This is a genomic window from Stutzerimonas marianensis (assembly GCF_022810315.1).
In the GTDB taxonomy this organism is placed as follows: domain Bacteria; phylum Pseudomonadota; class Gammaproteobacteria; order Pseudomonadales; family Pseudomonadaceae; genus Stutzerimonas; species Stutzerimonas marianensis.
Map to the genome: position 1 here is coordinate 312881 of NZ_JALGRD010000007.1, position 11923 is coordinate 324803.

The 11923-nt window shown below is 63.3% G+C and carries 9 protein-coding genes; 8 read left to right on the forward strand and 1 reads right to left on the reverse strand.

Annotated elements, in window-relative coordinates:
* Positions 1–35 precede the first annotated feature (35 nt).
* A complete protein-coding gene (locus MST27_RS14455) occupies positions 36–983 on the reverse strand; it encodes a DUF1853 family protein (protein ID WP_243606637.1) in 948 nt (315 codons plus the stop codon).
* A gap of 209 nt (positions 984–1192) precedes the next feature.
* Between MST27_RS14455 and MST27_RS14460 the strand changes: the two genes are divergently transcribed.
* The 8 genes from MST27_RS14460 (at position 1193) to MST27_RS14495 (ending at position 11581) form a co-directional block, all read left to right on the forward strand.
* Positions 1193–2080 (forward strand): NAD(+) kinase, encoded by an 888-nt coding sequence (locus tag MST27_RS14460; RefSeq protein WP_243606638.1) that lies wholly within the window; start codon positions 1193–1195, stop codon positions 2078–2080.
* Complete coding sequence (locus tag MST27_RS14465) at positions 2080–3039, forward strand: metallophosphoesterase (protein WP_243606639.1); 960 nt, start codon at positions 2080–2082, stop codon at positions 3037–3039. The genes MST27_RS14460 and MST27_RS14465 overlap by 1 nt, the downstream gene beginning before the upstream one ends.
* Entirely contained in the window at positions 3040–3906 is an 867-nt protein-coding gene (locus MST27_RS14470) for a rhomboid family intramembrane serine protease (RefSeq protein ID WP_243606640.1), read from the forward strand. It begins immediately after the preceding gene.
* A 61-nt stretch (positions 3907–3967) separates the two neighbouring features.
* Positions 3968–4243 (forward strand): YeaC family protein, encoded by a 276-nt coding sequence (locus MST27_RS14475; RefSeq protein WP_243606641.1) that lies wholly within the window; start codon positions 3968–3970, stop codon positions 4241–4243.
* Entirely contained in the window at positions 4243–5076 is an 834-nt protein-coding gene (locus tag MST27_RS14480; RefSeq protein ID WP_243606642.1) for a DUF2797 domain-containing protein, read from the forward strand. The genes MST27_RS14475 and MST27_RS14480 overlap by 1 nt, the downstream gene beginning before the upstream one ends.
* 98 nt (positions 5077–5174) lie before the next feature.
* On the forward strand, positions 5175–7832 hold the full coding sequence (gene pepN / locus MST27_RS14485) for an aminopeptidase N (RefSeq protein ID WP_243606643.1): 2658 nt from the start codon (positions 5175–5177) through the stop codon (positions 7830–7832).
* A gap of 294 nt (positions 7833–8126) precedes the next feature.
* Positions 8127–9215 carry a YCF48-related protein gene (locus tag MST27_RS14490; protein WP_243606644.1) on the forward strand — a complete coding sequence of 363 codons (1089 nt, stop codon included), beginning with the start codon at positions 8127–8129 and terminating at the stop codon, positions 9213–9215.
* A gap of 11 nt (positions 9216–9226) precedes the next feature.
* Positions 9227–11581, forward strand: coding sequence for an efflux RND transporter permease subunit (locus MST27_RS14495; RefSeq protein WP_243606645.1), 2355 nt, complete (start codon positions 9227–9229; stop codon positions 11579–11581).
* The last annotated feature ends 342 nt before the right edge of the window (positions 11582–11923 follow it).

The window sequence follows — 11923 nt, forward strand, 5'->3', positions numbered from 1 at the left end:
CTGGACAGCGCAGTATCGCTGCCGTGCATGACAGTTCAAGCGTCTTCGGCGGCCTGGCCCGGCCAGGCATCGGGCACGATGAAGCGGCGCTCGCATTCGGCCCAGTGTCCTTCAGGCTGGGCGTTGAGTCTGACCAGCAAACGCGCCTGGCCGCGGCGGAGGAAGGCTTCATGCCAGCGCTGCCAATCGTCAGCCAGGCTGAGTGGTGCATGTTCCAGGCGTGCGGGGGCCAACCAGGCGGGCCGCGCCAGGGGGTGCCAGCGCCCCTGCGCGAACTCGTCACCGGCGATCCAGTCGCGATAGCGCATCCAGTGCCCGCGAAGATGATCGGGGTTGGCGCCGTCGGGTAGCGCCTCGGTCACCCCGATGGGCTGGAACAGATAGCCGCCCATCCAGAGTGCGCTGCGAATATCGCGGCTGGTCAGCTCGCACAGCAGGCTGCGCGCCTCTGCACTGCCGCAGAGTTGCAACTGGTGGGCACAGAGTCGTTGCAGCTTGATGTCCAACCGATCGTGGCTGCCCGGCCCCAGCCAGTGGTCGTGTCGGTGGCGATCGCCCTCATCCGTGCCCAGATAGAACTTGACCGCCAGCTCGATGTGATGGACGCCCTCGTCATCACGCACGATCAGATCGAGCTCGCCCAGCGTCTGGCCTCCATTGCGGATTGGCAGATTGGCCACCAGCAGGTCGACGTCGGGTGCCTGGCTCACGGCGAACTGCCAGAGCCGCTCGTAGTACAACCCCAGGCGCCGGATGCTGTGCTGCGCTAGCCAGGCGAGGAGCAGGTCGGGCTGTCTGTCGAGCGCCCTCAGCCAGTCGCTCATCGCGTCCGGGTGCGTCGTCCAGCGGCTGGCCGTGAGCGGGTGGCGCTGCGGCGCGGGTGCCTCGCTCAGTATCGGCGGCGACAGTAGGGTCCAGGCAAGGTCCCGTACCTGGGGGTGCGCAAGGGTCGGCAGCAATTCGTCGAGACGGGGGAGGGTCATGCAAGCAGCATAGCCGAGGATGGTTTGCTGCCACTTCCAGCTTTCGCCCATAATCGCGCAGCCGCACGCTTGCGCGGCCTGGCGCGCTGAGACGGGTTGAACTCGCGGGCCCCCGCGCGACACCAAACTAGTGCCTGTTACGCTTCGGCTGGCCTGTGTCCCGCGACCTCGCGCCTGCCCGTCACATGTCACGCCTACAGGGAGCTTCAATGGATCAGTTCCGCAATATCGGCATCATCGGGCGCCTTGGCAGTTCCCAGGTGCTGGACACGATTCGCCGACTGAAGAAATTTCTCGTTGAACGGCATCTGCACGTGATCCTCGAGGAGAACATCGCCGAAGTGCTTCCCGGTCACGGCATGCAGACGTCCTCTCGCCAGCGCCTCGGTGAATCCTGCGACCTGGTGATCGTGGTCGGCGGGGACGGCAGCCTGCTTGGCGCCGCACGCGCCATGGCTCGTCATCGTGTTCCGGTGCTTGGCATCAACCGCGGCAGCCTGGGCTTCCTGACCGACATACGCCCCGATGAGCTGGAGCAGAAGGTTGCCGAGGTGCTGCGCGGCGAATACACGTTGGAGAACCGCTTCCTGCTCGAAGCCCAGGTCAGGCGCCTCGAGGAGTCGATCGGCGAAGGCGACGCGCTCAACGACGTGGTGTTGCACCCCGGTAAATCCACGCGGATGATCGAATTCGAGCTGTACATCGACGGCCAGTTCGTCTGCAGCCAAAAGGCAGACGGCCTGATCGTCGCCACGCCGACCGGCTCGACGGCCTATTCACTCTCGGCCGGCGGGCCGATCATGCATCCACGGCTCGATGCCATCGTGATCGTGCCGATGTATCCGCACACCCTGTCCAGTCGACCGATCGTGGTGGACGGCAACAGCGAGCTGAAGATCGTTGTCTCACCGAACATGCAGATCTATCCGCAGGTGTCCTGCGACGGTCAGAACCATTTCACCTGTGCGCCGGGTGACACCGTCACCGTGCGCAAGAAGTCGCAGAAACTGCATCTGATCCATCCGCTGGACCACAATTACTACGAGGTCTGCCGTACCAAGCTAGGCTGGGGCAGCCGCCTCGGTGGAGGGGAATAGTGATCGTCGACCCGGAGCGCAGCTACGACCTGATCGGTGACGTGCACGGTTGCGCCCATACGCTGGTGCGGCTGCTCGACCTGCTTGGGTACCGTCAGCATGGCGGCGTCTGGCGTCATCCCCGTCGGCAGGTGATCTTTCTGGGCGACATCATCGATCGCGGCCCACGGATCCGCGAGGCGCTACACCTGGTGCACGACATGGTCGATGCCGGTCAGGCGCACTGCATCATGGGCAATCACGAGTTCAACGCGCTGGGCTGGTTCACCCCGGCTCCGCCGGACAGCGGCAGGACCTTCGTGCGCGACCACACGCCGCGCTACGCCAAGCTGCTGGAGCAGACCTTCGAGCAGTTCGAACACTACCCGGACGAGTGGCGTGCCTTTCGCGAGTGGTTCCTGCAACTGCCGCTGTACCTGGAAAGCGAGCGCTTTCGCGTCGTGCATGCCTGCTGGGACAACCGCGTGATCGACCAGCTGCGCGAACGCCTGCAGGATGGCCGCCTCGACCCGGCGTTCCTGGCCGAGGCGGCATATCCCGATCGCTTCGCTGCCAAGGCGCTCGATCGCCTTCTGCGCGGCACCGACATGCCATTGCCCGCAGGCGTGACGCTGACTAGCGCCGAGGGCTTCACGCGCAGTTTCTTCCGCACCAAGTTCTGGGAAGAGAACCCACAGACCTACGGTGACGTGGTGTTCCAGCCCGACGGATTACCCGAGCAGGCGGCGCGACTGCCATTGAGCGACAGCCAGAAAAGCCGGCTCTTCCTGTATGGGCCGGACGATCCGTTATTGTTCGTCGGTCACTACTGGCGCAGCGGCACACCGGCACCGATACGACCTAACCTGGCGTGCCTGGACTACAGCGCGGTCATGTACGGCAAGCTGGTGGCCTACCGCCTTGATCGGGAACCGCTGCTCGATCCAGCGAAGTTCGTATGGGTGGAGGTGGAGCAATAGATGGCCGTCGTCGAGGCCCTGCGCCTGCCACTATCGGAAGACCTTAGTGGATTCATCGCGCTGCTGCAGCGTTTGCGCGTGCCTTGCCGGGTGTCCGAGGAGGCCGGCGAGCAGGTATTGCGGGTGCCGGCTGAAACGGCCGATCAGGTGCGTGAGCTCTATCAGCGTTATCCGCACGGCGACGGTGCGGTGGTGGCTGAACAGCCGTCCCGGCGCGGTGGTGGTTTCCTGGCGAGTTTGCGGCGCAGCCCCCTGACCGCTGCCGTATTGGTGCTGACGTTCATTGCCGCTGCGATCACGATGCTTGGTGAAAACTTCGACACCATCCGCTGGTTCAGCTTCAGCGACTTTCGCATCGATGGCGAGTACGCCTACTTCGCCACGCTGGGCCAGACCCTCGCCGCCGGGCAGTGGTGGCGGCTGATCACGCCGATATTCGTGCACTTCGGCATTCTGCATCTGGCAATGAACAGCATGTGGTACTGGGAGCTTGGGCGGCGCATCGAGTACCGCCAGGGCGCGCTGATGCTGGGAGGCTTGACGCTCCTCTTCGGCGTCGTTTCCAACCTGTCGCAATACACTTTCGGTGGTCCGGGCATCTTCGGTGGACTGTCCGGCGTGCTCTACGGCTTGCTGGGGCATTGCTGGCTGTTCCAGAAGCTGGCGCCGGACGAGGCCTATCGGCTGCCGCCGGGCGTGGTGGTGCTGATGCTGCTCTGGCTGGTGATCTGCCTGACCGGCGTCATCGAGGTGGTCAGCTTCGGCGCTCTGGCCATCGCCAATGCCGCGCATGTCGGTGGGTTGGTGGCCGGCTGCATCACCGGCGTCATCGGCGGCGCGCTGTCGCGGCGAAGCGCGAGGGCCTGAGGCTTCCAGCTTGCCGCTTCTTTTCCGTTAGAATGCCGGCTTGTTTCCACGGGAGCCGGCCATGTCGTCCTTTATCGAAGCCATCGAAAACATCACCCCCGAAATCTATGAAAACCTCAAGACCGCCGTCGAGCTGGGCAAGTGGAGCGACGGTCGCAAGCTGACCCCCGAGCAGAAGGAAACCTGCCTGGGCGCGATGATCGCCTGGGAAATCAGGAATCTGCCCGAGGAACAACGCACCGGCTACATGGGCGGCCAGGAATGTGCCTCCAAGAGCAAGAACCAGCCGCCGATCGATACCAGCCTGTTCGCCCCGGCTTCCGGAACCCGTCACTGATGCTCGAACTCGGACGTGGCGCCCTCGACAAGATGGCGATCCAGCTGGGCGCTCCGGCGCAATATGCCTTCCGCCTGAACGGTGAACGGGTGCCGGTCAATCCCCTGATCGGCAAGACCCTGCGGCTTGAGTACCTCGGCGCCATCACCTGTACCCATTGCGGGCGCAAGACGAACAAGAGCTTCAGCCAGGGCTATTGTTATCCCTGCTTCAAGAAACTGCCGCAGTGCGACGTCTGCATCATGAGCCCGGAGAAGTGCCACCATGATCTGGGGACCTGCCGCGATCCTCAATGGGGCCTGGATTTCTGCATGACCGACCATGTGGTCTATCTCGCCAATTCCTCGGGGATCAAGGTCGGTATTACTCGCGCTACGCAGTTGCCGACGCGCTGGCTCGACCAAGGCGCCAGCCAGGCGTTGCCGATCATGCGCGTCGCCACGCGCCAGCAGTCGGGCCTGGTCGAAGACCTGTTGCGCAGCCAGGTGGCAGACCGCACGAACTGGCGTGCTCTGTTGAAAGGCGACGCCGAGCCCCTCGACCTGATCGACACCCGCGAGCGAATCTTTGACGCCTGCGCCCAGGGCTTGCAGGACCTGCAACAGCGCTATGGTCTGCAGGCCATCCAGCCGATCGCTGACGCCGAGGTGCTGGAGATCCGTTATCCCGTCGAGGCCTATCCGACCAAGATCGTCAGTCTAGACTTGGAAAAGACCCCGGTGGTCGAAGGCACCCTGCGTGGCATCAAGGGTCAATATCTGATCCTCGATACGGGCGTAATCAACATCCGCAAGTTCACGGCCTATCAGGTCGCGGCCAGCGCCGCGGCCTAGGCAGTACCTCGGGCGGGCCAGGTTTCGGGCTCGCCGAACAACGCTAGTCATCTGCAGCTCCCGCCTCGATGCTCGAGCTGCCTCGAAGAGGCCATTCCATGCGCACCGAACAACCGAAAGTCATTCATCTCAAGGATTACCAGGTTCCGGATTACCTGATCGATGAAACCCACCTGACCTTCGAGCTGTACGAAGACCGAACCCTGGTACACGCGCAACTGGTCATGCGGCGCAACCCCGAGGCGGGCGCCGGCCTGCCGCCGCTGCAGCTCCACGGCCAGGACCTCGAGCTGATGTCGCTATCGCTCAACGACCGCGCACTTGGCCTGGGCGACTATCAGGTCGCCGAGGAAAGCCTGACCCTGCAGCCGGACACGGCCAGTTTTACCCTCGACAGCACCGTGGTCATTCACCCCGAAAGCAACACGGCGCTGGAAGGCCTCTACAAGTCAGGCAAGATGTTCTGCACCCAGTGCGAGGCCGAAGGCTTCCGCAAGATCACCTATTACCTCGACCGCCCGGACGTGATGAGTACCTTCACCACCACGGTCAGCGCCGACAAGCAGGCCTATCCGATCCTGCTGTCCAACGGCAACCCCATCGCCAGCGGCGAAGAAGAGGACGGCCGCCACTGGGCGACCTGGGAAGATCCGTTCAAGAAGCCGGCCTACCTCTTCGCCCTGGTGGCAGGCGATCTCTGGTGCGTCGAGGACAGCTTCACCACCATGAGCGGTCGCGACGTGGCGCTGCGTATCTACGTCGAGCCCGAGAACATCGACAAGTGCCAGCACGCCATGGACAGCCTGAAGAAGTCGATGAAGTGGGACGAAGAGGCCTATGGTCGCGAGTACGACCTGGACATCTTCATGATCGTCGCGGTGAACGACTTCAACATGGGGGCCATGGAAAACAAGGGGCTGAATATTTTCAACTCCAGTGCCGTGCTGGCACGTGCCGAAACGGCCACCGACGCGGCGCATCAACGTGTCGAGGCGATCGTCGCGCACGAGTACTTCCACAACTGGTCGGGCAACCGCGTGACCTGCCGCGATTGGTTCCAGCTGTCACTCAAGGAGGGCTTTACCGTCTTCCGCGATTCGCAGTTTTCCGCCGATATGAACTCGCCGACGGTCAAGCGTGTAGAGGACGTATCTTATCTGCGCACCCACCAGTTCGCCGAAGATGCCGGCCCGATGGCGCACTCGGTGCGTCCGGAATCCTTCATCGAGATCTCCAACTTCTACACCCTGACGGTGTACGAGAAGGGCGCCGAAGTGGTGCGCATGATCCAGACCCTGCTGGGGGAAGAAGGCTTCCGCAAGGGCAGCGACCTGTATTTCGAGCGCCACGATGGCCAGGCGGTGACCGTCGACGATTTCGTCAAGGCGATGGAAGACGCCAATGGTGCCGACCTGACCCAGTTCAAGCGTTGGTACAGCCAGGCCGGTACGCCGCGGCTGGCCGTCAGCGAGCGGTACGACGCCGCCGCGAAAACCTACAGCCTGACATTCCGCCAGAGCTGCCCACCGACACCCGGGCAGAGCGAGAAGCTGCCGTTCGTCATCCCGGTATCGCTGGGCCTGCTGGACGGGCAGGGCAGGGAGATCCCGTTACGCCTGCAAGATGAAGATGCCGCGGTTGGCACCACGCGCGTGCTGGCGGTGGAGCAGGCCGAGCAGACCTTTACGTTCGTCGAGGTGCCCGAACAGCCACTGCCGTCGCTGCTGCGCGGCTTCTCCGCACCGGTCAAGCTGGAGTTCCCCTACAGCCGCGATCAGCTCATGTTCCTCATGCAGCACGACTCCGACGGCTTCAATCGCTGGGAGGCGGGGCAGCAGCTGTCCGTACAGGTGCTGCAGGAGATGATCGGCCAGCACCAGCGTGGTGAAGCCTTGCAGCTCGACCAGCGCCTGGTTACCGCGTTGCGCAGCCTGCTGGAGGACGAACGCCTCGATCCGGCCATGGTCGCGGAGATGCTGTCGCTTCCGAGCGAGGCCTATCTGACCGAGATCAGCGAGGTGGCGGATGTGGACGCCATCCATGCTGCACGCGACTTTGCGCGCCAGGGCATCGCCACGGCGTTGTTCGATCTGTTCTGGAAGCGCTACCAGGCCAACCGCGAAGTGTCACGCCAGACGCCATACGTGGCCGAGGCGAGCCATTTCGCCCGCCGCGCCTTGCAGAACATCGCCCTGTCCTACCTGATGCTCAGCGGCAAATCCGAAGTGGTGGCGGCTTGTGTTGAGCAGTTCGACCAGGCCGACAACATGACCGAGCGGCTGACGGCGCTGGCCGTGCTGGTCAACTCCAACTTCGAGACCGAACGCCAGCAGGCGCTCGATGCCTTCGCCGAGCACTTCAAAGACAATCCGCTGGTGATGGATCAGTGGTTCAGCGTGCAGGCCGGCAACACCCAGCCGGGCGGGCTGGAGCGCGTCCAGCACCTGATGCAGCACCCGGCGTTCACGCTGAAGAACCCGAACAAGGTTCGTGCGCTCATCGGTGCCTTCGCCAACCAGAACCTGGTCAATTTCCACCGCGCCGACGGCGCCGGCTACCGCTTCCTGGCCGACCAGGTCATCGTGCTGAACAAGCTCAACCCGCAGATCGCCTCACGCCTGCTGGCACCGCTGACTCGCTGGCGCAAGTACGATGCCGCCCGGCAAGGCCTGATGAAAGCGGAGCTGGAGCGCATCCTGGCCGCTGGCGAGCTGTCCAGCGACGTCTACGAAGTAGTCAGCAAAAGCCTCGCCTGACGACGAACGACGACATCGCGCTACTCGCGCGGTGTCGTCGCCTCTGCACAGCACCAATACCTTCGAATCCCCGCCGTCCAGCCCGCTCAAGCCTCTCATCTGCGTCCGCCTTACCAACGCTCCGTGGCCTCTTTTCGCGTCCTGCCATAAGGCGCGCCTATTGGGCAATATCAATCAGCCCGGCTTAACAAAACATAACGTCCAGTCGATTGCCGCTGCTTTCGAAAGCCCTATAGCATGGCTCCGCCTGTTCCCATACGCAGGCCTTACCTAATAAGAATAAAGGGGGTATGTATGAGTGAGCCCGTCATGTGGCGCACCCAGTTCGGCCGCGCGGTGAAACTGCTCGGTAGGTCGTCATCCAGCCATCACTCAACGCTCACCAGGACGCTATCGATCTGCGGCTTGCTCTGCATGCTGCCGTTCCTGACCCCTGCGCATGCGCAGAGCCCCACGGAGCCCGGTGCTCGCTACGCCATCGAATCGAAGAAAGCGGTCAGCAGCCTGTTGCTCGACATCACGCGAGCCGGGTCGCGCCTGGTGGCGGTGGGCGATCGTGGCCACATCCTCTTCTCCGACGACAACGGTGGCCGCTGGACCCAGGCCAAGGTGCCGACGCGGCAGATGCTCACCGCTGTGCATTTCATCGACGACAAGGCCGGCTGGGCCGTGGGCCATGACGCGCTGATCCTCGCCACCAGCGACGGCGGCGAAACCTGGACCCGCCAGTACGAGAACCGCGAGGGTGAGGTGCCACTACTCGACGTCTGGTTCGAGAACGCCGAACACGGTTTCGCGACCGGTGCCTATGGCGTCCTGCTGGAAACCCGTGACGGCGGCCGCAACTGGGAAGACGTCGCCGATCGCCTCGATAACGAGGATGGCTCGCACCTCAATGCCATCGCCGAAATTCCCGGCTCCGGTCTGTTCATCGTCGGTGAGATGGGCGGCATGTTCCGCTCCAGCGACATGGGCGAGACCTGGGAGCGCGTCGAGTCGCCTTATCAGGGTTCGCTGTTCGGTGTCGTGGGAGGCGGTGAGCCCGGCGTCGTTGTGGCGTTCGGCCTGCGTGGCCACCTGTTTCGCTCGACCGACTTCGGTGACAGCTGGGACGAAATCCGCCTGCTCGACGGCCAGGATGCCCTGGAAACCGGGCTGGCCGACGGCAATTTGCTCGAGGATGGACGCATCGTCGTGGTGGGCCATGGCGGCACCGTTCTGACCAGCCGTGACAATGGGCAGACGTTCACCCTGTTCAGCCGCCCCGACCGGCGCTCGCTGTCCGGCGTGGTGGGCGTCGACAAGGGCAACCTGGTGCTGGTGGGGCAGAGCGGCGTCAGGGTCGTCTCGCCGGAAGGCGCCAACCTGCCCGTACAACAATAGCCGGAGCCAACATGACCAAGCATCAGCAGAAGCCGGCGTCCTTCCTGGAGCGCCTGATTTTCAACAATCGGCCGGCAGTGATCCTCATCTGCCTGTTGATCAGCCTGTTCCTGTTCTTCCAGGCCGCACAGGTTCGCCCCTCGACCAGCTTCGAGAAGATGATCCCGCTGGGCCACCCCTTCATCCAGAACATGATCCAGCACCGGGACGACCTGGCGAACCTGGGCAATACGGTGCGGATATCGGTCGCGGCCAAGGATGGCGACATTTTCTCCCAGGAGTACATGGAGACGCTGCGCCAGATCCACGATGAGGTCTTCTACATCCAGGGCGTCGACCGCTCGAACATGAAGTCGCTGTGGAGCCCCAGCGTGCGCTGGACAGAGGTCACCGAGCAGGGCTTCGCCGGCGGCGAGGTCATCCCGCAGACCTACGACGGCTCGCCGCAGAGCCTCGACGATCTGCGCAGCAACATCCTCAAGTCCGGGCAAATCGGCCGCCTCGTGGCGAATGACTTCAAGTCCAGCATCATCGACGTGCCGCTGATGGAGTCCTATTCGGACCCCGACGACCGCAGCAGGCTGATCACGCTCGACTATCAGAAGTTCTCTCATGAACTCGAGGAGAAGATTCGCGACAAGTACGAGGCGCAGAACCCGAACGTGGAGATCCACATCATCGGGTTCGCCAAGAAGGTCGGTGACCTCATTGACGGCCTGGTCGGGGTCGCGCTGTTCTTCTTCGTGGCCATCGGCATCACGCTGGCGCTTCTGCTGTGGTTCACGCGTTGCATCAAGAGCACCATCGCCGTGGTGGTCACCACGCTGATCGCCGTAGGCTGGCAGCTCGGCCTGCTGCACACGCTGGGCTTCGGGCTGGATCCGTACTCGATGCTGGTGCCGTTCCTGGTCTTCGCCATCGGCATCTCCCACGGTGTGCAGAAGATCAACGGTATCGCCATGGCCTCGGGCGAGACGGACGATCCGCTGGCCGCAGCGCGCATGGCGTTCCGCCAGCTGTTCATTCCCGGCATGGTGGCGCTGGCCTCCGACGCCGTGGGTTTCGTGACGCTGCTACTGATCGATATCGGCGTGATCCGAGAGCTGGCCATCGGCGCGTCGCTGGGCGTCGCGGTGATCATCCTGACCAACCTGATCCTGCTGCCGGTGACTATCTCGTACCTCGGTATCAGCAAGCGGGCGATCAAGCAGGCACGCGAGGAGGCCGCGCGCGACCATCCGTTCTGGCGGGCGCTGTCGAGCTTCGCCAGCCCCACCGTCGCGCCGATCTCCATCGTCATCGCGCTGCTCGCCGTCGGTGGCGGGCTCTGGTACGGGCAGAACCTGAAGATCGGCGACCTCGACCAGGGCGCTCCGGAACTGCACCCCGACTCGCGCTACAACCTCGACAACGACTTCGTAATCCGTAACTACTCGACCAGCTCGGACGTGCTGGTGGTGATGGTCAAGACCGCACCCGAAGGCTGTGCCCATTACGACACCCTGGCCGCCATGGACGAGCTGATGTGGAAGATGGAAAACACCGAGGGCGTGCAGTCGGCGGTGTCGATGGTCACGGTCGCGAGGCAGAGCATCAAGGGCATGAACGAGGGCAGCCTGAAGTGGGAAACGCTGTCGCGTAACCAGTTCGTGCTCAACAGCTCCATCGCGCGCGCCGAGGGCATGTACAACGGCGATTGCTCGCTGGCCCCGGTGCTGGTGTTCCTCAACGATCACAAGGCCGAGACGCTGGAGCATGTGGTCTCTGCGGCCCGCGAGTTCGCCGAGGAAAACAACCGCGAGGGCCTCGAATTCGTGCTGGCAGCGGGCAACGCGGGCATCGAGGCGGCGACCAACGAGGTCATCGCCGCATCCGAAACCACCATGCTGATCGCGGTGTATCTGGCCGTGAGCATCATGTGCCTGCTGACCTTCCGCTCCATCGCTGCCACGCTCTGCGTGATCCTGCCGCTGGTGCTGACCTCCATTCTCGGCAATGCCCTGATGGCGTTCATGGGTATCGGCGTGAAGGTGGCGACGCTGCCAGTGATCGCGCTCGGCGTTGGCATCGGGGTGGACTACGGCATCTACATCTACAGCCGGCTCGAGTCCTACCTGCGCCAGGGCATGACGCTGCAGGATGCCTATTACGAAACGCTGAAATCCACCGGCAAGGCGGTGATCTTCACCGGCATCTGCCTGGCGATCGGCGTGTTCACCTGGGTATTCTCGGCGATCAAGTTCCAGGCCGACATGGGCCTGATGCTGACCTTCATGTTCCTCTGGAACATGGTTGGCGCGATCTGGCTGCTGCCGGCACTGGCGCGCTTCCTGATCAAGCCGGAGAAGCTGCGGCAGAAGGCTTGATCGGTTCGCGGTCATGAAGAACCGCGGCCCTTTGGGCCGCGGTTTTTTTGTGGGTAATGATTCGGGTCGCTACGCATCCTGTTTGGGATCGCTGGGCGAGTAAATTTGCCCCTACTCAGGCGATCTGGCTCAAGACCTGCAACTGCTGCTTGGGTGGCTGCTTCGCCGACGACCAGGAGCGGGGCTCTTCAACCGAAAGGTGGCAGGCTGCTGCCAGCCCTGACGCGCGCTCTGATCAAGCCGGAGTAGCTGCGGCAGCAGGCTTGATGCTCAGGGAGGGAATCAAGAACCGCGGCTCTTTGGGCCGCGGCTTTTTTGTAGGTAATGATTCGGGTCGCTACG

What these genes read in the sequence shown, in the direction of transcription:
- MST27_RS14455 (WP_243606637.1), bottom strand. Translation starts at nt 983, where the DNA reads ATGACCCTCCCCCGTCTCGACGAATTGCTGCCGACCCTTGCGCACCCC.
- MST27_RS14460 (WP_243606638.1), top strand. Translation starts at nt 1,193, where the DNA reads ATGGATCAGTTCCGCAATATCGGCATCATCGGGCGCCTTGGCAGTTCC.
- MST27_RS14470 (WP_243606640.1), top strand. Translation starts at nt 3,040, where the DNA reads ATGGCCGTCGTCGAGGCCCTGCGCCTGCCACTATCGGAAGACCTTAGT.
- MST27_RS14475 (WP_243606641.1), top strand. Translation starts at nt 3,968, where the DNA reads ATGTCGTCCTTTATCGAAGCCATCGAAAACATCACCCCCGAAATCTAT.
- MST27_RS14480 (WP_243606642.1), top strand. Translation starts at nt 4,243, where the DNA reads ATGCTCGAACTCGGACGTGGCGCCCTCGACAAGATGGCGATCCAGCTG.
- pepN (WP_243606643.1), top strand. Translation starts at nt 5,175, where the DNA reads ATGCGCACCGAACAACCGAAAGTCATTCATCTCAAGGATTACCAGGTT.
- MST27_RS14490 (WP_243606644.1), top strand. Translation starts at nt 8,127, where the DNA reads ATGAGTGAGCCCGTCATGTGGCGCACCCAGTTCGGCCGCGCGGTGAAA.
- MST27_RS14495 (WP_243606645.1), top strand. Translation starts at nt 9,227, where the DNA reads ATGACCAAGCATCAGCAGAAGCCGGCGTCCTTCCTGGAGCGCCTGATT.